Source organism: Microcoleus sp. F4-D5 (genome assembly GCF_036704885.1).
Lineage (GTDB): Bacteria > Cyanobacteriota > Cyanobacteriia > Cyanobacteriales > Microcoleaceae > Microcoleus.
The window spans coordinates 46,467-68,037 of sequence record NZ_JAUBSX010000001.1 but is presented as its reverse complement, the minus strand read 5'-3'; the positions used below and the strand labels follow the sequence as shown (position 1 = coordinate 68,037).

Genomic DNA, 21,571 nt, shown 5'->3' with positions numbered 1-21,571 from the left:
AAAAATGGGAAGAGCAGCGCAATCCGCAACCTCCGATTTTTAGCTACAAAAATCACCGATCGCTGACAATGCACGTTCAAATTGAAAGCTTGACTGTCCGCAAGCGGTTTGCCCTTACTATCAGCCGCGGTACAACAGCCCAAAGTACGAATTTATGGGTAAAATTAGCACACGAAGGAATCGAAGGTTGGGGAGAAGCATCGCCCTTTTCCACAGGTTCTAGGCCCCAAACTACCGAAATTCTGCTAGCGGCATTGCAGGAAGCTGCACCGCTGCTAGAAAAGTTTACTCCCTTCGATGGACAAAAAATCGAACAAGTATTAACCGAGGTCAACTTACCCTCAGCCGCCCGCGCCGGCATCGACATGGCAATGCACGACTGGCTGGGCAAAAAAGCAGGCTTGCCGCTGTGGAAAATGTGGGGATTAGATCGATCGCGCATCGTCCCCACCTCCGTCACAATCGGCATTAATTCGCCGAGGAGTGCGAGAGAAAGAGTGCGCGATTGGTTTGGCACAGATCCAGCAAGCATCAAATACCGCGCCGTTAAGGTTAAATTAGGAAATCCCGCAGGAATCGAAGCGGACAAAGCTATGTTAATAGCAGTGCTAGACGAAGCACCAGCTAACATTCAAATCAGTGTAGATGCTAACGGCGGTTGGAGTTTAAACAGCGCGATCGAAATGTGTCGCTGGCTGGAAAAATACCCGATAAATTATGTAGAACAGCCCCTTTCACCCGTCGCCGATATGGATGAATTTTCAGAACTGTACCGTCAATCGCCCTTGCCAATTTTTGCTGATGAAAGTTGCTTTAATAGTTCTGATATACCCAAGTTAGCGCACTGTGTCCACGGCATCAATATCAAAATGATGAAGTCAGGCGGATTGACCGAAGCAATGCGGATGATTCACACAGCAAAAGCCTGCAATTTGCAAGTAATGTTCGGCTGCTATTCAGATAGCGCGATCGCAAATACAGCAGCAGCACAACTTTCGCCCCTAGCTGACTATTTGGATTTGGACAGTCACTTAAATTTATTAGACGATCCTTTCACCGGTGCGATCGTCGAAAATGGGTGTTTGCTGCCAAACGAGCGATCGGGATTGGGAGTGAGGCGAATTGAGATTGTAGAATAGAAGTATCGCTAAAAACACATCGGGAGATAGTATGATACCAGTAGAATCAATAGGAGAGCAAATTAATAGAGAAGCCAAGCTTTTCTTTGAAAAACACAAGCCGCCGACTGATTTAATTTTTGATGATGGTGCAGAAATGGAAAGCAACCGCCACCGTATAGCTATGAACGTTTTAATCCGTTCGGTAGAACTAGGTTTAGCTCACCGGAACGATTTTTTTGTCGGTGGCAATATGTTTATTTATTACAGCGTTAAACAAGTTCGCAATCAGGATTTCCGAGGCCCGGATTTTTTCGCTGTGTTGGGTGTTGACGGCGATACTTCCCGACAAGGTTGGGTAGTTTGGAATGAAAACGGACGTTACCCGGATGTGATTTTGGAACTGCTGTCGCCATCAACGGCTAATGAGGATACAGGCAAAAAAAAGGATATTTACGAGCAGGTTTTTAGAACTCCTGATTACTTTGTTTTCGATCCTTTTGATCCGAATTCTTTGCGGGGATGGCATTTAGATAATAATCAACGCTATCAGCCGTTAGTACCCGACGAGCGGGGCTGGCTGTGGTGCGAAACGTTAGGTTTTTGGTTGGGTACTTGGGAAGGAATTGTCGATCGAGAAACAGCGACTTGGGTGCGTTTTTTCGATGAATCTGGCAATTTAGTTTTGTTGCCGGAGGAAGCAGCTCAACAGCAAGCGGAACAGGAACGCCAGCGAGCCTCGCGACTAGAGGCCAGATTGCGAGAATTGGGAGAAGATCCCAACGATCTTACCCTGAACCCAAATCACAGCTAACACCCAATCGATTTTAGATTTTAGATTTTAGATTTTAGATTTTAAAGAGAATCTAAAATCTAAAATTGCCCGTCTCAAAAATGAACCAATGACTAAAAACTATCCGATCAAAAATGGCCAAGTTGCTATCTTGCTGCACGAGGGAATTCTCGGCGCTTCCGGCAAAACAGGTTTAGCGTTTTTGCGCTACAGCGAAGCACAAATTGTATCAGTAATAGACCGCCAATGTGCCGGACAATCTTTACCTGAATTAACGGGCATTCCTCAACAAGTACCGATAGTTGCTTCCGTTGCAGAAGCACTGCAATTTGCGCCGGATATTCTGCTAATTGGTATCGCTCCTTCCGGCGGTGTTTTGCCTGCAGAATGGCTGCCAGAAATTAATCAAGCGGTAGCAGCAGGTTTGTCAGTTGTCAACGGTTTGCACGCGAAACTTGCACCTTTGATAACAGTTCCGTTAACCGAAAATCAATGGATTTGGGACGTGCGTCAGGAACCGAAATCTGTGGGTGCGATCGCCTCTGCTGCCGCCGCTAAATTAAGCTGCCGCCGCGTATTAACTGTCGGCACAGATATGAGCGTTGGCAAAATGTCAACCAGTTTGGAACTCAATCGCACTTGCTTGCAGCGGGGTTTGCGTTCCAAATTTTTGGCAACCGGTCAAACGGGTTTAATGATTGGAAATGAAGGTCTTCCTTTGGATGCAGTGCGAGTTGATTTTGCCGCTGGTGCTGTCGAACAAATGGCGATAAAATTGGGTTCTGAATGCGATATTCTGCACGTAGAAGGGCAAGGTTCGCTATTGCATCCGGGTTCGACGGCGACTCTGCCGCTGCTGCGGGGTTCGCAGCCAACTCACTTAATTTTAGCGCACCGAGCCGGACAAACTAGCATTCGCAATCACCCGCACGTATCGATTCCCAAATTATCAAAAGTGGTTGAATTGTACGAAATAGTTGCCGCTGCTGCCGGTGCTTTTGCAGGGGGAAAAGTGAGCGCGATCGCCCTCAACACTCATCACTTAAATGAGGCAGATGCGCTGTTAGCAATAGCTGAAGTTCAAGCAGAAACGGGATTGCCTTGTACCGATCCGGTGCGGTTGGGCGCGGAGGTTTTGTTGGAGGCGATCGACAGTTGATATGCTACAATAAATTACAACTAGCAAATTGCTACAGAAAAGTATGACACAATCACTTCAAGCAAAAACACTGACACTGCGTGATGTCAAAACAAAATTTAACTTGCAACTTGCAGAAGACGAGCAATTTTTCGCAGAGTGGATTGACGATTTACCAGAAATTACTGATGAAGAAAAGCGATATCTAGACAAAATAAAAGCTGGCTATACTAACAGTGCTGAGTACCCCATGATAGAAGATACCGTAAAAATGGTGGTACTGGCTCCCTTGCTATTTTTAGCAGATTTTTACCTGACTCCCTTTCACATAGAGTCAGAAAAATCGGTGGAACTGGTTACAGTGGATGAAGATATACTTGTCAAAGGAAGCATTGATATTCTGCTTTTAATGGAATCTTTTTGGGTTGTGGCAATCGAAGCCAAGCGAGCTCAATACTCCCTTGAGGCAGGACTTCCCCAACTACTTTTTTATATGGTGAGTAACCCCAATCCAGACAGACCAACTTTTGGGCTTCTGACAAATGGCAGCAACTTCAGATTCATTAAATTGATTAAACAAGACACTCCGCAGTACGCTTTATCTTATGAGTTCGTAATCGATCGCGCCCAGGACTTTTACGAGGTATTCCGCATTTTTAAACGAATTGCTGCTGTAGTTACCAACTATAACTAATGACTGAAACTTCTTTTTCCTTACCGTCTGAATGCGCCATCCGCCCGGCCTGCGATCGAGACATCAAATCAATTAGAATGTTAGTGTGGAGCGCCAAACTCGATCCAACTCAGTTGCGCTGGGAGCAATTCTGGGTCATCGAATGCGAGGGAAAATTGGCAGCTTGCGGACAGTTGCGGAACTTTGCGGGCGCGCAAGAATTGGGCAGTTTGGTGGTGGCGAAAGATTGGCGCGATCGAGGTTTGGGAAGCTACCTCACAAAATATTTAATTCAACAAGCTACAGAACCGCTATATTTAGAATGTTTGGGAAAGCGACTCGCATCATTTTATACTCGCTTTGGCTTCGTAGAAGTTTCCGTACAAGAATTGCCGCAGTCGCTTAAATTCAAGTTCGGTTTGTCTCAATTAGCTAAAACTTTATTCAAAATTCCTGTAACAATTATGCACTATCAAGCAGGTTGTCTATAATTATGACTTTTATGAATTTAAGATTCTGAATTTATGAATGGATTTTAAGTTCGACCTGTTCAATAATTGGATAACAGGGTGCGATCGACCTGCATCGATCAAAAACTCCTACCGCCTCCTGATATCTGGGTCATATCAAATCTGTTAGCATCGGCATTATTGATATATCTCTTCTCGACCCCTGCGTAAATGGGCGTCAATTCGTTGTCCGGGGCGGCCCGATAAATTCTCTTTTTTTTACCGCAGATGAGGGCAGATAAACACAGATTAACGCAGATGAATTAGATCGATTCTGGTGGCACGATCCGTGATTGTTGACTCTTGACTGGATTTTACGCCCGACGATGCTACTGGATTTGATATCAATCTCGATCGCCTATTTTCTATGCCTAAATAGGTAGGTACAAATCAACATCGCATGGGGAGGGCGGGTTAGTGCCCAACTTTACTTGCTTGTATCACAGATCCGCTTACAGACCCCTAATGGCGCACAGGGTGTCAGACACCTGGTTTTTAGCGGTTTGGTGCGTAAGTGACGGACTAGATATTTATGGATATTCCGGATTGGGCGATCGAGACTGCGTAAATTCATAATTCACAGTTCGCGGTAGTCCACTTTGGTAAATTGGCACAGCTACAAGTCTGATTTCTAGGCAAAAACCTTTGCAAAATCGTTGTTTGCGGCTTGACCAGTGTCCTGTGCCAGTACCAGACTCGGAAAGTGGACTGGCGATCGCCCCACAGACATTGGACTCCTGGCAAATTAGTAAGTGTAAAGCAAGTGAGTCACAACCCAATCAAAACATAAAACCCAAAAATAAAACATCTTCACAGCAGCAGTAATGCGGAATCAGCCAATCTCTAATGTAGCTAACAACATCTACCCGTCAGGCAAATCCCACCAACTGCTCAACCATGAAATCCTTAATTCAATACCTCGGAATTATCGGAATTACTGGATTTAGATTCCCCGCAACCGCTTCTCAAACCCCCTTAACATTTCAAAAATTATTTGCCTTTTATCCCGATAGAACGACGGAAGACAAGAACAATGAAATATCAAGGGAATCAATCAATCTCAAGCGAGCAAATGCAGCCTTTCAAATAGCATAAACACACAATTACACATCCATATATTTTAACACAACAGGAGTAAATATCATGTTCAACGTAGTAAAAGCTTTCGGATCGATTTTCTCCACCCAAGGATACAGCACAGCTAACAATATGCTCATCAGAAATTACGTCAACACGAATTTTAACTACTTCAACGAAGAAGCTGTCGTCGATGAATCGATTTACCCGAATCAAACAGGTCGCGTCCGCTTCCAAGGTAGCTGGTGGCCCGCACGGTGCGATCGCCAAATCACTCTCACACCGGGAGACACGGTTTATGTCATCGGCGTTGACAACATCACTCTGTTAGTTTCCCTCGCTCCTGCAGACTAAATCAGAGCATGAACAACCAGGAAATGCAACCTTTCAAATAGCATCAATAGGCGATTAAACTTCGATATATTTTAACACAAAAGGAGTCAGGAAAATGTTTAACGTAGTAAAAGCTTTCGGTTCTATTTTTTCTCTTCACACCTACAGCACAGAAAACAATCTCTTAATGGATAACTACATCAACACCAATTTTAACTACTTCAACGAAGAAGCTGTCGTCGATGAATCGATTTACCCGAATGAAACAGGTCGCGTCCGCTTCCAAGGTAGCTGGTGGCCCGCACGGTGCGATCGCCAAATCACTCTCACACCGGGAGACACGGTTTATGTCATCGGCGTTGACAACATCACTCTGTTAGTTTCCCTGGCTCCTGCAGACTAAACTAAAAAGTAATCTCAACTTTTTCACTGTCAGAACCCCGACTTCTTGAATAAGTCGGGGTTCTGACTGTTCTGTTTTTTAGTGGCAATTTGGCGATCGCTTCCACTCAACATCTGACGCCAGACAGCAATATCTGCCTCTGTTGATTTGCCAGTAGAAATATGGCAGATGGGGCTACAATAAAATGGCATTTTTCAGAGCTTGTTTGTTGAGGCGATCGCCGATTTGAGATTCGCTACTTTCTCGGGTGACTGCTGCTTTTTCTGATGCCTTAGCCGGCGGTAGCGGTTCGAGCAGTTTGGCTTGAGCTTCCTGAATTGAAGGGTAATTTTCAGCCCAGGATGAAATCGCTTCTGAAAGGACATCGATCTCATCTGATAATGGTTCAATTAGCTGCGCTAGTTCGGTTAATTGTTCGGCCCCGAAGAGCGATCGCTGCTGAGTTAATAGTTCGATAAATGAGTCGATATTTTGTTCGGGGAGTGACATCGATTCCCGTTGGATTTTGTTAATTGTATGCCGAAGAAATTCGAGAGACAAATCTAATAATTGCGCGATCGTCTCTAAATTTATCCCCAACCCTATCGTGCGACGAATGGCTTGTAACTTCGCCTGCCGCTCACCTTGTTCGAGTCCTTCTTCTAAGCCTTCTTGCTTGACTTCCTGGTAAAATCGAGTTTGTCTGAGTTCGCTTAAATTTAACATGGCGGCAATTTCCTCGCGGCTTTTCTGGGGGAGTTTGTAGACGATAATTGTTTCGATGAGGTTAATTAAATCGCGTAGAACGGTTGGATCGGACAACTGTTGTCGGGCCATTGCGATCGACTGCCGTGCTTGTTCTGCTGCTGTCTCTGCTGGCTCGATTACCAGTTTAACAACTTTGACTCAAGCGCGATCGATCTGCGGCTTCTGGCAATTCATCTTTCATGAGTTGTCGATGCGAATCGAAGATGGGTACCATACCATGCCAAGAGAGGAACAACCATGACACAAGAACCGATTTTTGAAGAAAGCAGTGGCAACGTATTCGCTGACCTCGGTCTGAAGGATGCAGAGGAACTTTTTATGCGAGGCAAAATAGGGATTCAAGTAATCCGTATCCTGAAACAACGCAACTTGAAACAACGCGAAGTTAGTCAACTTCTTGGCATTTCACAGCCTGAAGTATCTCATTTAATGAACGGAGAGTTTCAACGATTGGGCGAGGGAAAACTACTGCTTTTCCTCAAGCGACTCGATACGGAAATTACCTGACATCTTCGCCCTCGTAATGGGGAAATCAATCTGCTGAAACTGTGATATTGCTATAGGGGTTGATGAAAGCGGATGGTAATGTCGTTCGTGATTGTATCCGCACCTTCGTAAATGCGATCGCGCAAGCGTGCGCGGCTAGGGCGATCGCGTTCATCAATGGCAGACTTCAACCGCAACAACGCCCGAATCTTCGCCAGCAGATATTTCCGTTTAATTGGCTTGCAAATAAAATCATCTGCCCCACAATTTAGCCTATAAACTAAGCTGGGACTATCGCAATCTGTCATCAGCACAATAGGCATAAAAGATAACTTCTGATTCTGACGCACTTGTGCAGTCACCTCATATCCATCTAGATATGGCATGATTGCATCCAGCAGCACTAAATCGAAGCGCTTTTTCTTAATTTGTGCTATGCTGCATTTGAATTGTTAGGCTGTGTGGTATTGAAGCAGACAACCTGCTGAATCAACCTCATAATTTAAACAGGATTATTTACTCTCTAGAGATCCCAGTATGGAACTTAAAAAGCAGTTTACTTTTTTAGGGTTATTTAAGAAGTTTCACGAAGAAGATACTCAGCCGATAGAAATCAATGACGCTAATATATATTGCTATGTAAACGGCAATGTTTTGTGTGAAATTAACTCCCAAGTAAATCAACACATTAATGACAAAATATCTGATGAATTTGTCCCCATTTCTAAGTTAAAAGGTGAGACAATAAAGCCAGCAGATATTATGCAATTCAGGAAACTCGATCGACTTGAAACAGAGATAGAGATGGTTCAACAACCATATGATGGTGATTACGAGATTGAAGGCAAAACAGTTGAAGGATGGAAAATAAAGGCGATTATTGCTGATGCCAACTTTCCAGTCACGTTTGGGGTTGACAACTCTAAAAATATGGAGCAACAGGGTAAATCTCAAGTTAGACTTAGGGACTTGGACATTGATTACAATTTAGATTCCTTAGAAGAGGGAGGAACCGAAGAAATTGCGTATGGTCTTGCAAATATAGAAGTAATAGACAATTTCAAAGCTAAAATAGGAAACCTTGAAGCTGAAGTGTGTATTGAGTCCGTTTCAACTAGAGAAAGAGAAAGCAGCAATAAAAGTGGTATCTTAAGCGCAGAGATGACACTCAGAAATATTCGTGAAAATGAACAAGATTCCTATGAAAATTATTGTGCTTGGCTCATATCTCTTCTTTCACTTGCATCGGGGCATTGCGTTGATAAAATATATAGAATTAAGGCCGTGAGGTCTGAGCATTTTCAGATAAAAAGTGAATACTGGTCAGGGAGAAAACTACGTAGTGAAGCAAGAGGAATAGCTGTTATACAATCACCTGATTTATATCTATTCATTCAGCAGTGTGCTAAAAAATTGACACGGGAAACCTTCAGCGATAAAGGTGTAGGTTTAGCCTTAACCTGGTACATTGATACATTTGTTAGCCCTAGGGCTGAAGTTAATTTCTTACTTTTATGTACGGTTTTAGAATCATTAAAGGAAGCATATTTTATCAAGGATAGTAAGAAGAAGCTTCTTCCTAAGAATATTTCCCAAAAAATCAGAAAAAAGATTTTAGACGTTGTATCTGACTGCCAGAAAGAAATTGATAACCCAGACGTTCTTGAAAAGTATAATATTTTTTCTAGTCAAGTTAGAGAGTCTTGTGAGAGTGGTTCATACAATAAAATAAAAAAAGATTTACGAACTAGCCTCCAGGAAATGTTTAAGACTTATAGTGTGCCATATGAAGACTTATTTCCAGGATTAGAGTTCATAAAAATAAGAAACGACATTGTTCATAAAGGATTTAAGAAAGTGGATGTACCTCTTGAACTTTACAAGTTGTCAAACCTAGTTGTGCGGGTATTTCTTGCAATTCTAGAGTATCATGGTAATTATATGGAGTATATAAAAATTGAGATAGATGATCCATTGGGACGAAGTAAACACGGATTGATTTGCAGGTCTTTTCCTTTTATTGCCTCTGAGGATAACACAGAGTCGAACTCGATCGATACTTGCTCCTAGAACCTTGGGTGCGCTTAGCCAAAGCTCATGCTTACAAACACTTACAGACAGCAGCATGAGTTATGTACCAGCCTCTCTGCGTCGCGTCGTGACTCAACGCGCCGGAGAACCATATTAAGGAATGAAATGATTCTCTAAATTTTTGTTCCTCATCAAGCTGTGGCAAATTGTATCAAATTATGCTAAAATATAACTATAAATCAAGCTTTCATAACTAATGTCTAGACGCGATAATTTACATTTATCCCTGCGCCATACTCTCGAAAAAGATGGGTGGACAATTACGGATGACCCGTTAATCTTAGTGTTAGAACAAACGATATTGAAACCTGATTTAGGAGCAGAAAAGTTTTTCGCAGCAGAAAAAGAAGAACGGAAAATAGCTGTGGAAATCAAAGACTTCGACTCTCCTTCAGTAATTAATGAACTGGAAAAAACGATGGGACAGATTCAGCTTTACCAATGGGCATTGGAGGAGCAAGATCCCAAACGGGAGTTATTTCTAGCGATCGCCCAAACCATCTATATTCGACACTTCCAAAAACCTATTTTTCAGCTAGCCGTTCAACGGAATAGAATTAACTTATTAGTTTACGAACCACAGCAGGAGGCTATTGTTCAATGGATCGCTCACTAAATTATGCAGATATCCTGAAACAAACGCTACAAGAAGCAACACGATCGCAACCTCGCTTACAAGCGATTCAGCTTTATCCTGTCTGCGATACGGATTCAGGTCATTTCCTGATTCTCGCTACAGGCTGGGATAAGCAACGCTGGATCGACACGATTCTGTTTCACGCTCGCTTAGTCGATCGCCATGTCATCATTGAAGAAGATAACTTTGAGGAAGGGTTAACTGCTGCACTGATTGTCGCAGGTATCCAACCAGAGCATATTATGACTGGTCTTGATTATCAAAGTAGTGCTAGCCCAGTCGTGTTTCAGGCGGTGTAGCGATCGCCATTACAGAGAGAGCGATCGCCATAACTCGATCGATACAAGATACCTGAAAAAAAAACTTAAATATCTACCGATACTTTCGGCATCTCTTGTCTAATTTCGGCAGGGTTTATTTCAAAAAACCCTGCCTTGAGTATGCTTAAATAAGTTTAGACACCTACTAACCAGATTTAAACCAGTGAACTTTCAATCAATCATTGCCACCTTAAACAAATTCTGGAGCGATCGAGGCTGCCTGATCGCCCAATCCTACGACACAGAAAAAGGTGCAGGAACCATGAATCCCCACACCTTTCTCAGAGCAATCGGCCCCGAACCTTGGTCAGTCGCCTACATCGAACCCTGTCGCCGCCCCACCGACGGACGCTACGGCGAAAATCCCAACCGCTTCCAACATTACTATCAATATCAAGTTTTAATTAAACCCTCTCCTCCCAACATCCAAGACATCTATTTAGACTCCCTCATAGCATTAGGAGTTAGCCCAGAAGACCACGACATTCGTTTCGTAGAAGACAACTGGGAATCGCCCACCCTCGGAGCTTGGGGCGTCGGCTGGGAAGTCTGGCTCGACGGTATGGAAATCACCCAATTTACCTACTTTCAGCAGTGCGGTAGCATTGACTGTCGCCCCGTCTCCATTGAAATTACCTACGGACTAGAACGCCTAGCAATGTATCTCCAAGAAGTCGATGCCATGACGAAAATTCAGTGGAAAGATGGCATAACTTACGGCGATGTTCACCTGCAAGGAGAAATAGAACAGTGTACTTATAACTTTGAAGCTTCCAATCCGGAATTGCTGTTTACTCTATTTGGATTGTACGAGCAAGAAGCCGAACAACTGACAAAAAAAGGATTGGTTTTGCCGAGTCTTGATTATGTGTTAAAATGTTCTCACACTTTTAATTTGCTCGACGCTAGAGGTGTGATTTCTGTAACGGAAAGAACTCGGTATATTACCAAAATTCGCAATTTGGCGCGGCGAGTTGCTCAGCTTTATTTGGAACAGCGCGAAAAGCTGGGTTTTCCTTTAGAAAAAGCTGTAAAAGTTTGAGTTGGAGTTGGATTGTGAGGGGGGCATCTTGCCTGCCTTAAGAACGGGCAAGATGTCAGTTCCATAAAGAGTGAGTTGGATTGGGGAGTGGGCATCTTGTCTGCCTTAAGAACGGGCTCTCCGGCCCGTTCCACGAAGGTCATATTTTTAATTAATTAAATGCCTAATTATTCAGACAATAATACAGAAACAAATCCTCAACTGCGAATTGACGGTGTAAGCTTGAAAACACCGATCGCCTCAAGTTATTTGTTGGAAAATATATCGTTTCAGGTACACAAGGGATCTCGCGTGGCAATTGTTGGCCCTTCAGGTGCCGGCAAAACAACGCTGTTGCGGTTGCTAAATCGGCTCAGCAGTCCCACCAGCGGCTCGATTTATCTGGAAAATACAGAATATCGCCAAATACCTGCGATCGAACTCCGCAAACAAATCACCCTCATCCTGCAAGAATCCAAGCTTTTGGGAATGTCGGTGCGAGAAGCATTGGCTTATCCTTTGAAGCTGCGGGGCGTGACTGCATCAAACATTGCAGAGAGAATTAGCGGGGCGATCGAACAACTGCACATACCCCAAGAATGGCTAGATCGCAGCGAATTCCAGCTTTCCACAGGCCAAAAACAGCTCGTGGCGATCGCCCGCGGCATCATCCTGCAACCAAAAATCTTGCTTTTAGACGAGCCAACATCCGCCCTAGACGCAGGAAAAGCCGCCCACCTTTTGCAAGTATTGACACAGCTAACAAACGGCCAAACCACAATTATAATGGTAAACCACCAATTAGAATTAGCCGAGCAATTTAGCACGCGAATTCTGCATTTACAGCGCGGAAAGCTCATCGAAGATTTGCCCTCCCATCAAATAAATTGGGGGCAACTGCGGCAAAATTTAATCCAAGCAGAAGCAGAAGCTCAACAAGAATGGTGAATCAGCTAAAAAACATTTATAGCAGAAGGAAGAAGGAAGAAGGAAGAAGGAAGAAGGAAGAAGGAAGAAGCAGTAATACCAATGGTTTCAGCGATTAAGAATGTCCTAACCGTCTTGGCGGTTGCTATAGTTGGCATTTTGAAAACTCTTAAAATTCTTGTGGGGTGGGCATCCTGCCCGCCCCAAAGATGCAGCGCACTCCGCGCCATACATCATCAATGAGCTCCCCCAGCACCCGCACCCGCTTTCACCTTTTTAAAACCCAAAATAGCAATCCCGCTTAACAGCAAAGCAATTCCCACAAAATAAAAACAATCATTAAAAGCCATTACATAAGCTTCACGGCGGACAATATTATCAATTGCTTTAATTGCCTGGTCTTTTGCCACGCTTAAATCTGCACCGCGACTCACAAAATACTGAGTCATTTGATTAATTCGCTCCTGCGTTGCCGGATTGTACAAAGAAACAGATTCCCCCAATCGATTCGAGTGAAATTGCTCGCGTTGCGTCACCAAAGTTGCTAGCGCCGCAATCCCCATCGAACCTCCCATATTTCGCATCATATTAAACAAACCAGAAGCCGAACCAGCCTCGTGTTTCTCCATACCAGCAGTGGCAATAGTTGACAGCGGCACCATAATTAAAGGCTGTCCCAATGCCCTAACTAATTGCGACCAACGCAACTGATCGATACCCGTATCGTGAGTCATGCTGGCATTCATAAAACAACTCACCGCAAACAAACTCACGCCGATACCAATCATCACCCGCATATCGATTCGCTGCATCAATTTCGGCACGATCGGCACGATGAATAACTGCGGCACCCCGGCCCACATAATCACCTCGCCAATTTGCATGGCATTGTACTGCTGAATCTGACCTAAATACAGCGGCAAAATGTACACCGAACCGTACAATCCCACCCCCAAGGAAATATTCACAATACTAGCTAAACCGAAATTGCGGCGAGTCAGCAAGCGCAAGTTAATAAACGGTCGTTTGCGAGTTAGTTCAATCCAGAAAAAAGCGCTGAGAAATATTGCTGCAATTATGCTTAAACGGACAATAAAATCAGAACTAAACCAGTCCTTGCGGCTGCCTTCTTCTAACACGACTTGCAGAGAACCCAAGCCGATCGCCATCGAGATAATTCCCCACCAGTCGCCCTCTTTTAGCAGTTCGAGTTTCAGCGGTGCGGGGGCGACGGCGTACCACACAGCAGCTAGCAGCAGCAGCCCGGGAATTAAATTTAAATAAAAGACATATTGCCAGCCGTAATTCTCAGTCAGCCACCCTCCCAATGTCGGCCCGATGGATGGTGCAAAAGTAGCTGTCAGTGCAAACATCGCCATGCCGATTGGCTGCTTTTTGGGCGGCAAATTGGTCAGCAAAAATGTAAAAGCCATCGGAATTAAAATGCCGCCCGTCAATCCCTGCAAAGCCCGAAACACAATCATTGAATTCAAATCCCACGCCCAAGCGCAGCACATGGAAAAGAATACAAAGAAAGCCGCATTTACCAAGATGTAGCGACGGACAGAAAACACCTGCGACAGCCAACCCGTAATCGGAATTACTACAATTTCTGCGACTAGATACGCGGTGGAAATCCAAGAACCTTCTTCTAAAGTTGCGCCTAAAGCTGCTTGAATATCTCTGAGTGATGCGTTGGTGATTTGGATGTCCAAAACTGCCATGAAAGCGCCGAGAATTGTTCCCATGACGCCGATCCAGGTTTTTAAGGGAACGCGATCGCTCTGCTGTGGTATTGCACTTGTATTTGCCATTGGTTTAACCTCTGGTTGCGTAATTAATTTGGATTTTTTTAACCGCAGAGGGCGCAGAGGGCGCAGAGAAAGAGAAGAGAGAATTTTACAAATAGTTGAGGATTGCTAGAGTTACAGTCATTCGATTTTAGATTTTAGATTTTAGATTTTGGATTTTGGATTTTGGATTTTGGATTTTGGAGGCGACCCCACGGATAAATTTGGGGGCTTGAGGATTTTAGATTTGAGATGCTTTCGATTGATTCCACGGATAAATCACGTGGCGGGTACCACCTTTGAAATTTTTGTCAGATATTAGCTTTGGGAATGTTGTTTAATGTTGGCATTTTTGCCGATCCGCTAAATCGCTAGTGCGAAATTAAACCCATTTTTTGATACAGTGGTCGGACTATGTTTTTTAAAGCTGGCAACTGTTTGGTAAAAACTACCGAGCCTAAAATACAAATTATACCTCCAATGATGACTGTATTGGGAGCGCCGATATAATTTGCCAATCCGCCGGCAACTAAATTCCCAAACGGTGTCACTCCAAAAAATGCCATGGTGTATATGCTCATCACTCTTCCGCGTTTGTCGTCTTCCACAATTGTTTGCAAAAATGTGTTTCCTCCTGCAAATTGGATAATGAAACCAAACCCCACAAACAACATCATGATTAATGACAGCCACAAGAAGTGGGACACAGCAAAACCTATCAGTCCGAATCCCATAATTGCGGGTGAAATTGCAATCCATTTGCCGAGGCCAACTACACTTTTGCGCGAAATCAAATAAATCGCTCCCCCAAAGGCTCCGACTCCCGAAGCAGCCATCAAAAAGCCCAGAGTTTGGGCGTCGCCGTGCAGGATTTTGGTGGCAAAAATTGGGACTAAAACTGTGTGCGACATTCCGGCAAAACTGACTAATGATAATAGCAGTAAAATTGCTCGAATCGGGGTAAACCCGAAGGCATAAACGAATCCTTCTTTTAATCTTTGTAAGGGTTTGGTATTAGTTGCTGCAATTTTACGGGGTTCGATCTGCATCGCTAATAAGCCTGCAATTACAGCGAGGTAGCTGAGTCCGTCAATGAGAAAACAATAACTTGGACCGACTGTCGCTATCAGCAAACCTGCCATTGCTGGGCCGATTAGTCTGGCTGCGTTGAACATCGAAGCATTAATGGCGATCGCATTTGCTAAATCTTCTTTCTTTTCTACGAGTTCGGGTACAAAAGCTTGCCGTGCCGGCGCGTCAAAGGCATTAATTGCGCCTTGAAAGAAACTCAGTACCAGGATCTGCCAAATGTTCACGACTCCTGTTAGCGCTAAAAATGCTAGCGCTAAGGATTGAACCATTGCTAATATTTGAGTGGCAATTATGACTCGGTGGCGGTTCCAGCGATCGATTAAAACTCCTGCAAAAGGCAGTAAAATTAATGTGGGGATTTGACTTGTAAATCCCACTAAGCCCAGCATCCAAGGTGAATCGCTCAAATTGTAGACAAGCCAAACAGTAGCGACTTGCGTCATCCAATTGCCAATTAGGGAGATGCCTTGTCCTGCAAAAAACAGGCGATAATTTCTCGATCGCAGCGCTGGAGGAAGTTTTATTGTTTTGATTTTTGCTAGTAGATTCATGCGACAGTACGGCTAGAGCAATCCTATTTGATTGGTAAACATTTTTTAGGGGTAGCGCCCCTGTACCTACCCCTAATTAGCGAAGGGCAACCATCGGGGGACTGCCCCTAGAATCATTATTACGAATCATTGAGAATTGCGATATGAGCCGGAGGTTCTATTTTACAACTCCCGAAAACCCGGATTTGAGTATTGTTAAATTTTTCTACGCAAGAAAACGATCGCAACAGTTAAATTTTTCTGTTGCGATCGCTTGACTGACGAAAAATTATTTCCCCGAACTCAAACCCGAACTCTTCCCTCAACTAATGCTCAACAGCCAAGTACCGAGATAACGCAGCAAGGGAACGTCCCCAGGGGTGCGGATGCGGACGTTGAAATGGTACATTCCGCCCGGAGATGGGTTTCTGACGTTGGAGAGTACAACCTCAACATTGTTGCCGGCGGCAATTGGTTCTGCGGGATAAATTTCTATGAAACGATTTTCTTTGTCCCAAATTACTTCTTGCAATGGGATTGTTTTGTCTTTGACGCGCACTTTAATGTCTTTTTGGTCGAATTCGCCTTTGTAGTAGTCTGGATAGGATATGTTGAGTTGGGCGATCGCCAAACTTACTTTTTTGGAAGGAATTCGCAGCCGATATCTATCGCCGCTCATCCCCGCTTTGCCGTAATCCAAGCGATAGTTTAATTGGTTGGCGCGCTCGGGGCCTCCGAAAATCGTGAATCCCGGCATGGACTGGGCTAAACTGATGGCGGGCAACCCAGCCACCAAGCAACCTGTAACCGCTAGTGCTGAAAATAATCGTCGCATAACAACTCCTCTAATTAAACTCTTGGTGAACCTTCAATATCGATCGCCCGAAAGTTGCGATCGTGCCTACAATATATCGAATCTCTCAGCAATTTGATGAGGGCGAGCCGATTTTAGATTTTAGATTTTAGATTTTAGATTTTAGATTTTAGATTTTAGATTTACTCCCGTCTGCTTTGAAAATGAATCTGGGGGCCGGTTAGAACCCGAGGCTTGTCTTTGCCTCCATCCTAAGTCTGCGAAACGCTGAATCTGGGAACCTCGGAACAAATTGCTCGATCGTCAATTATTTTTTGCGTAATACTGATAACTGACATTTAAACTACAAATTTAGGCAACATAAAATTATATCATAATCGGCGGCAAACTTAACTATTTAGCGAATTTGAATGTATAAGATAAGTTAAAGATACGGCTCGTATTTGGGCGATCGGCTTTAGTATCAACGAGAGAACTTTAGGGCAACGGCTACTCCCATGTAAAGCAAGGCATCGGGCGATTAAAAATCGCACTTCAAGAAACTTGCCGAGGCAGGTAAAGTCTCGTGTAGACGAGGTTTCAAACGCCATGTCTGTGTAGGCGCGGTTTCAACCGTCCTGGGAAAGCTTAAATAAGGAGAGTGTATGAAATTAGCGATCGCAAAAGAAATAGAAGCAGGGGAACGCCGGGTGGCTTTAGTACCCGACGCTGTGGCCCGATTAGTCAAACAAGGCGTCGAAGTTTGGCTGGAAGCCGGTGCGGGGGCAAAATCCTTTTTCTCGGATCTTGCTTACGAAGAAGCGGGAGCTCAGGTTGTCGCCGATACCGCGACGCTGTGGGGCAAAGCCGATGTCGTGGTGAAAATTGGGGAATTGCAAGAATCAGAAGTTCATCAACTCCGGGAAGGAAGTGTTTTCATCGGATTTTTGAATCCTCTGGGAAATCCGGCTTTAGTGCAGCGTTTAGCCGATCGCAAAGTAACGGCATTCAGCATGGAAATGATCCCGCGCACCAGCCGAGCTCAAAGCATGGATGCGCTGTCATCTCAGGCTAACGTCGCCGGTTACAAAGCGGTACTGATCGCAGCCGCTGCTTTGCCGAAATATTTTCCGATGCTGACAACGGCGGCGGGTACGATTCGCCCCGCGAAAGTATTGGTAATGGGTGCGGGCGTTGCTGGCTTGCAGGCGATCGCCACTGCGCGCCGTTTGGGCGCTGTCGTGGAAGCATTTGACATCCGCCCGGAAACAAAAGAACAAGTGCAAAGCTTGGGCGCTAAATTTCTTGATGTCGAACTCAAGGAAGAAACAGTAGCAGCAGGGGGCTATGCAAAAGAATTATCGGAAGCGGCTAAAGAATACAGCCGCCAAGTGCTCACCCAACACGTCAGCGCTTCCGATGCAGTGATTACAACTGCTCAAGTTCCCGGCAGAAAAGCACCTATTTTAGTTACTAGAGAAATGGTTTCTCAAATGAAGCCCGGATCGGTAATTGTTGACCTCGCGGCCGAACAAGGCGGCAATTGCGAATGTTCTGAAGCGGGGAAAGATGTTGAATGGAACGGCGTTAATGTCATCGGCCCGATTAATTTGCCCTCGTCGCTGCCGATACACGCTAGCGAAACTTACTCGAAGAATATCTCGGCTTTAGTTCAGTTGATGCTGAAAGATAAGGAACTCAATTTGAATTTTGAAGACGATATCATTGCTGGTGCTTGTGTCGCCCGCGATGGCGAGATTAGTAACCAGCGAGTTCGCGATGCTTTGACGGCTGAGGCTTCAGCCGTCAGTTAGATTCTGTCGTTATGAGGCAAAGTCCGGCAAGGGTTGAAACCCCTGCCTCAAAGCTTAAGTCCTCGCTATGAGGACTGAAGAACTGATTAAATATCTCCAGAAAAGCCTTTTTTGAACAGGCTTTCCGACCGGTTCCACAAGAATTATTGGAGATGTCTATTAGTCCTCATAGCGAGGACTTTGGCTATAAGCCAGGGAATTCATTCCCTGACGGACTGGCGGATGCAACCGGGAACGAGTTATTTCCAATTACCAATTACCAATTGTTATGGCAGAAGGATTGATTGCAGGTTTAGTGGTGTTTACTCTAGCGTCGTTTGTGGGATTTGAAGTAATTAATAAAGTCCCGCCGACGCTGCACACACCTTTGATGTCGGGATCGAATGCGATTTCGGGAATTGCGGTTTTAGGTGCAATTCTGATTTCTGGCCAAGGTAATGTGACTGTTACTTCGATTTTGGGGACGATCGCGATCGCCCTGGCCACAATTAACGTTGTCGGCGGTTTCTTAGTAACCGATCGAATGCTGCAAATGTTCAAGAAAAAAGAGGTTAAAGCGTGAGCGATTTTCTGCCCAGCGGCATTCAACTAGGTTATTTAGTTGCCGCATCTTTGTTTATTGTCGGTTTGAAACAGTTGGGTTCCCCTGCAACCGCGCGTCAAGGCAATGTGTTAGCTGCGATCGGGATGTTAATTGCGATCGTCGGTACGTTGCTGGAAAAGCAAGTCATCAGCTACGAATTGATTGCTGTCGGAATTATCGTCGGTTCCATTTTGGGAACAATTATGGCGAAAACCGTGGCGATGACGGATATGCCGCAGATGGTGGGTTTGCTTAACGGTTTCGGGGGCGCGGCTTCTGCACTCGTTGCTGTGGGCGAATTCTGGCGCTATCTCAGCATCCCCCAATCGCCAACTCCCGACGCGACAATCACGATCCTTTTGGGTGTGCTCATTGGCGGAATTACTTTCACTGGTAGCCTTGTGGCGTTTGCGAAACTGCAAGAGTTGCTACCGGGTGCGCCCATGACGTTTCCGCTGCAACAGCCGTTTAATGCCATGCTGGCGATCGCACTTTTAGCCGGCAGCGGTTATATGCTGACGAATCCCGAAAATGTGCCGGTATTCCTCGGTTTGGTGGCGATTTCCAATATTCTGGGAATCATGTTTGTGCTGCCGATTGGGGGCGGTGATATGCCCGTGGTGGTGTCGCTGCTTAACTCTTATTCGGGGATTGCGGCGAGTGTGGCTGGGTTCATTTTGATGAACAATATGCTGATTATCGCCGGTGCATTGGTGGGCGCGTCGGGGATTATTTTGACGCAAATCATGTGCAAGGGGATGAATCGATCGCTTTCTAGCGTGCTGTTTAGCGCCTTTGGTAGCGGTGGCGGTAGTGCTGCGGGTGCTGCTGGGGCTGCTGGTGCGATCGACAAAACTGTTCGCAGCATCAATCTCGAAGAAAGTGCGATGATGTTGGGTTATGCGCGATCGGTTGTAATCATTCCCGGCTACGGAATGGCTGTAGCGCAAGCACAGCACGCTGTGCGCGAGTTAGCCGACGGTTTGGAAAAAATGGGTGTTGACGTGAAATACGCGATTCACCCGGTGGCTGGGCGGATGCCGGGGCACATGAATGTGCTGTTGGCGGAAGCAAACGTGCCTTATCCGCAGTTGTACGATATGGACGATATCAATCCGCAGTTTGACGAGACGGATGTGGCGTTGGTAATCGGGGCGAATGATGTGGTGAATCCGGCAGCGCGCCACGATACGGCGAGTCCGATTTACGGGATGCCGATTTTGGAGGTTGATAAGGCTAAACATACGATCGTAATCAAGCGCGGGATGAATGCTGGTTTTTCCGGTGTTGACAACGAGTTGTTCTACAAGGATAAGACGATGATGTTGTTTGGTAGCGCTAAGGATGTGGTTGCCAAATTGGTTTCTGAGGTGAAGCAGTTGTAGGATTTTTTAACCGCAGATTAAGGCGGATGAACGCGGATTAACGCAGATAATTAAACCCGGTTTCTTCGAGAAACCGGGTTTTTGTTTGGATTTAGTTTTGATATTAATATTATTCAGTCGGCGGAGGCTGACTTCGTTTGTATACTCGGGATTTCAATCGCCCAGTATCAACCGATTCTTTACTTCAGAAGGATCTGCTGTCTCAAAAAATAGTTCTAGCGCCTCGATCGGATTCCGTCGCGCTTCTTCTATATTGTCACCTTGGCTGGCAATATCGAGTTCCGGGCAAAGGAATATATAGCGGTCGCCTTCTCGTTCAATAATTGCTGTAAACTGTTGTGTTGACTTCATAATTTGAAGTGGCGGACTGCTAAGCTCAAACAATTATAGTTTTACTTGATATTCTATCATATCTTTTGCTCTTCGGTGGAGACGGGCGATCGCCCTATACAATGCTAGCTTGGTTTAAATAGTCACGGGCGATCGGTGCTAGTCAAATATACCTGCGAACGGAGATTTTTTAAATATAATGAAATCCTAAAGAATTAATAGAACTGCCAAAATTGTACTAACCTTAGAGCTAAAGTCAATTAAATTTAAAAATTTTCAACTATGTCAGATCAACCTTTTAACATCCGCCAACTAAACGGTCTAGATTATGACGAAGCAGAACCACTCCTGGAAGATTATCAGGACACGCTAATCGAGCTATTTGTCAATTCTCCCGAAGGAGAAGAATACTGTAAAACTTATCCAGACGTTGGATTTTGGATCTCGCAGTTCATTTATTACGGTTTCGGCTATGAAGGTTTTACGCTGCCTCGCATGAAAGTGGAAGATGTGGCAACTGTAGTCGAAGAGTTGTTTCCCAGGAAAGTGAGTTTGCTTTCGCCGGAAGAAGGTGAAAATGCTATCCCGGAATTATTGGCGTTCTGGCAATTTTTGAAGCGAGAATTTAAACTGCGAAATGCCACTTCAATTATCAAATACCTGCGGGATATCGAGCCGGAATTTAAGGAGATTATGGAAGATTCCTCTAAATTTGGATTTGCCAAATCCTTTGTAACTCTCGGTCTGCAAGCAGGGTTTGATATGAGTACCGGGGAAGGTCTAACACAATTTCAGGAGATATATAATGCTAGCATTGCTCCTATAATTGCAGCTAAAAACTCCGATACATCGGGATTTTCCAGCAAACCGATAAGTGGTAGTGCTGTCAATGAATCTAAGGCAAGTAAAGAAAAACAAAAAAAAGCCAAAAATACGGCTGCTGAATCGAGAAAACGCAACCGCACTAAGAAAAAATGAGGT

24 protein-coding genes and 1 pseudogene are annotated in these 21,571 nt (G+C 44.7%); 18 read left to right on the top strand and 7 right to left on the bottom strand.

The features are described from left to right. Positions 1 to 68 precede the first annotated feature (68 nt). The 8 genes from QUA80_RS00345 (at position 69) to QUA80_RS00310 (ending at position 6,044) form a co-directional block, all read left to right on the top strand. On the top strand, positions 69 to 1,139 hold the full coding sequence (locus tag QUA80_RS00345; protein ID WP_333420308.1) for a dipeptide epimerase: 1,071 nt from the start codon (positions 69 to 71) through the stop codon (positions 1,137 to 1,139). Between the two features lie 31 nt (positions 1,140 to 1,170). Continuing rightward, positions 1,171 to 1,932, top strand: coding sequence for a Uma2 family endonuclease (locus QUA80_RS00340; protein ID WP_333420306.1), 762 nt, complete (start codon positions 1,171 to 1,173; stop codon positions 1,930 to 1,932). Between the two features lie 88 nt (positions 1,933 to 2,020). Next, on the top strand, positions 2,021 to 3,070 hold the full coding sequence (locus QUA80_RS00335; RefSeq protein WP_333420304.1) for a DUF1611 domain-containing protein: 1,050 nt from the start codon (positions 2,021 to 2,023) through the stop codon (positions 3,068 to 3,070). A 43-nt stretch (positions 3,071 to 3,113) separates the two neighbouring features. Further along, on the top strand, positions 3,114 to 3,743 hold the full coding sequence (locus QUA80_RS00330) for a restriction endonuclease subunit R (protein ID WP_333420302.1): 630 nt from the start codon (positions 3,114 to 3,116) through the stop codon (positions 3,741 to 3,743). Next, positions 3,743 to 4,213: a GNAT family N-acetyltransferase gene (locus tag QUA80_RS00325; RefSeq protein ID WP_333420300.1), complete on the top strand. Its 471-nt coding sequence runs from the start codon at positions 3,743 to 3,745 to the stop codon at positions 4,211 to 4,213. Before QUA80_RS00330 ends, QUA80_RS00325 begins: the two co-directional genes overlap by 1 nt. Positions 4,214 to 5,128: 915 nt before the next feature. After that, positions 5,129 to 5,326, top strand: coding sequence for a hypothetical protein (locus QUA80_RS00320; RefSeq protein ID WP_333420298.1), 198 nt, complete (start codon positions 5,129 to 5,131; stop codon positions 5,324 to 5,326). A gap of 48 nt (positions 5,327 to 5,374) precedes the next feature. Next, positions 5,375 to 5,662, top strand: coding sequence for an NfeD family protein (locus QUA80_RS00315; RefSeq protein ID WP_333128351.1), 288 nt, complete (start codon positions 5,375 to 5,377; stop codon positions 5,660 to 5,662). A gap of 94 nt (positions 5,663 to 5,756) precedes the next feature. Next, entirely contained in the window at positions 5,757 to 6,044 is a 288-nt protein-coding gene (locus QUA80_RS00310; protein WP_333420295.1) for an NfeD family protein, read from the top strand. A gap of 29 nt (positions 6,045 to 6,073) precedes the next feature. Here the strand turns inward: QUA80_RS00310 and QUA80_RS00305 are convergent, their stop codons facing one another. After that, positions 6,074 to 6,235 carry a hypothetical protein gene (locus QUA80_RS00305; protein ID WP_333420293.1) on the bottom strand — a complete coding sequence of 54 codons (162 nt, stop codon included), beginning with the start codon at positions 6,233 to 6,235 and terminating at the stop codon, positions 6,074 to 6,076. Next, a pseudogene (locus QUA80_RS00300) lies at positions 6,219 to 6,917 on the bottom strand (Rpn family recombination-promoting nuclease/putative transposase); the annotation flags it as partial. The gene QUA80_RS00305 and the pseudogene QUA80_RS00300, both read right to left, overlap by 17 nt. Positions 6,918 to 7,028: 111 nt before the next feature. Here QUA80_RS00300 and QUA80_RS00295 point away from each other — a divergent pair. Then, positions 7,029 to 7,298: an XRE family transcriptional regulator gene (locus QUA80_RS00295; RefSeq protein WP_333420291.1), complete on the top strand. Its 270-nt coding sequence runs from the start codon at positions 7,029 to 7,031 to the stop codon at positions 7,296 to 7,298. Between the two features lie 50 nt (positions 7,299 to 7,348). Here QUA80_RS00295 and QUA80_RS00290 read toward each other — a convergent pair whose 3' ends face one another. Continuing rightward, positions 7,349 to 7,705, bottom strand: coding sequence for a response regulator (locus QUA80_RS00290; RefSeq protein ID WP_333420648.1), 357 nt, complete (start codon positions 7,703 to 7,705; stop codon positions 7,349 to 7,351). Positions 7,706 to 7,814: 109 nt separating this feature from the next. Between QUA80_RS00290 and QUA80_RS00285 the strand changes: the two genes are divergently transcribed. The 5 genes from QUA80_RS00285 (at position 7,815) to QUA80_RS00265 (ending at position 12,294) form a co-directional block, all read left to right on the top strand. Further along, complete coding sequence (locus QUA80_RS00285) at positions 7,815 to 9,347, top strand: hypothetical protein (RefSeq protein WP_333420289.1); 1,533 nt, start codon at positions 7,815 to 7,817, stop codon at positions 9,345 to 9,347. A gap of 217 nt (positions 9,348 to 9,564) precedes the next feature. Then, complete coding sequence (locus QUA80_RS00280; RefSeq protein WP_333420287.1) at positions 9,565 to 9,984, top strand: XisH family protein; 420 nt, start codon at positions 9,565 to 9,567, stop codon at positions 9,982 to 9,984. Next, a complete protein-coding gene (locus QUA80_RS00275) occupies positions 9,969 to 10,304 on the top strand; it encodes an element excision factor XisI family protein (protein WP_333420285.1) in 336 nt (111 codons plus the stop codon). The genes QUA80_RS00280 and QUA80_RS00275 overlap by 16 nt, the downstream gene beginning before the upstream one ends. Before the next feature lie 184 nt (positions 10,305 to 10,488). Beyond that, positions 10,489 to 11,367, top strand: a complete 879-nt coding sequence (gene glyQ / locus QUA80_RS00270; protein WP_333420283.1) for a glycine--tRNA ligase subunit alpha — start codon at positions 10,489 to 10,491, stop codon at positions 11,365 to 11,367. Positions 11,368 to 11,526: 159 nt separating this feature from the next. After that, positions 11,527 to 12,294 (top strand): ATP-binding cassette domain-containing protein, encoded by a 768-nt coding sequence (locus tag QUA80_RS00265; protein ID WP_333420281.1) that lies wholly within the window; start codon positions 11,527 to 11,529, stop codon positions 12,292 to 12,294. 215 nt (positions 12,295 to 12,509) lie between these two features. Here the strand turns inward: QUA80_RS00265 and QUA80_RS00260 are convergent, their stop codons facing one another. The 3 genes from QUA80_RS00260 to QUA80_RS00250 all read right to left on the bottom strand — a co-directional run bounded on the left by QUA80_RS00260 (position 12,510) and on the right by QUA80_RS00250 (position 16,520). Further along, positions 12,510 to 14,087 (bottom strand): DHA2 family efflux MFS transporter permease subunit, encoded by a 1,578-nt coding sequence (locus QUA80_RS00260; protein ID WP_333420278.1) that lies wholly within the window; start codon positions 14,085 to 14,087, stop codon positions 12,510 to 12,512. 347 nt (positions 14,088 to 14,434) lie between these two features. Beyond that, positions 14,435 to 15,706: an MFS transporter gene (locus QUA80_RS00255; RefSeq protein WP_333420276.1), complete on the bottom strand. Its 1,272-nt coding sequence runs from the start codon at positions 15,704 to 15,706 to the stop codon at positions 14,435 to 14,437. A gap of 301 nt (positions 15,707 to 16,007) precedes the next feature. Continuing rightward, positions 16,008 to 16,520 carry a DUF2808 domain-containing protein gene (locus tag QUA80_RS00250; protein ID WP_333420274.1) on the bottom strand — a complete coding sequence of 171 codons (513 nt, stop codon included), beginning with the start codon at positions 16,518 to 16,520 and terminating at the stop codon, positions 16,008 to 16,010. A 623-nt stretch (positions 16,521 to 17,143) separates the two neighbouring features. Here QUA80_RS00250 and QUA80_RS00245 point away from each other — a divergent pair. The 3 genes from QUA80_RS00245 to QUA80_RS00235 all read left to right on the top strand — a co-directional run bounded on the left by QUA80_RS00245 (position 17,144) and on the right by QUA80_RS00235 (position 20,260). Next, positions 17,144 to 18,292, top strand: a complete 1,149-nt coding sequence (locus QUA80_RS00245; RefSeq protein ID WP_333420272.1) for a Re/Si-specific NAD(P)(+) transhydrogenase subunit alpha — start codon at positions 17,144 to 17,146, stop codon at positions 18,290 to 18,292. A gap of 268 nt (positions 18,293 to 18,560) precedes the next feature. Further along, positions 18,561 to 18,854 (top strand): NAD(P) transhydrogenase subunit alpha, encoded by a 294-nt coding sequence (locus QUA80_RS00240; protein ID WP_006633295.1) that lies wholly within the window; start codon positions 18,561 to 18,563, stop codon positions 18,852 to 18,854. Continuing rightward, entirely contained in the window at positions 18,851 to 20,260 is a 1,410-nt protein-coding gene (locus QUA80_RS00235) for an NAD(P)(+) transhydrogenase (Re/Si-specific) subunit beta (RefSeq protein ID WP_333420270.1), read from the top strand. The genes QUA80_RS00240 and QUA80_RS00235 overlap by 4 nt, the downstream gene beginning before the upstream one ends. A gap of 153 nt (positions 20,261 to 20,413) precedes the next feature. Here the strand turns inward: QUA80_RS00235 and QUA80_RS00230 are convergent, their stop codons facing one another. Continuing rightward, positions 20,414 to 20,611, bottom strand: a complete 198-nt coding sequence (locus QUA80_RS00230) for a type II toxin-antitoxin system HicB family antitoxin (RefSeq protein WP_333420268.1) — start codon at positions 20,609 to 20,611, stop codon at positions 20,414 to 20,416. A gap of 261 nt (positions 20,612 to 20,872) precedes the next feature. Here QUA80_RS00230 and QUA80_RS00225 point away from each other — a divergent pair, with 261 nt between their 5' ends. Beyond that, positions 20,873 to 21,568, top strand: a complete 696-nt coding sequence (locus QUA80_RS00225) for a hypothetical protein (protein WP_333420266.1) — start codon at positions 20,873 to 20,875, stop codon at positions 21,566 to 21,568. Positions 21,569 to 21,571 lie beyond the last annotated feature (3 nt).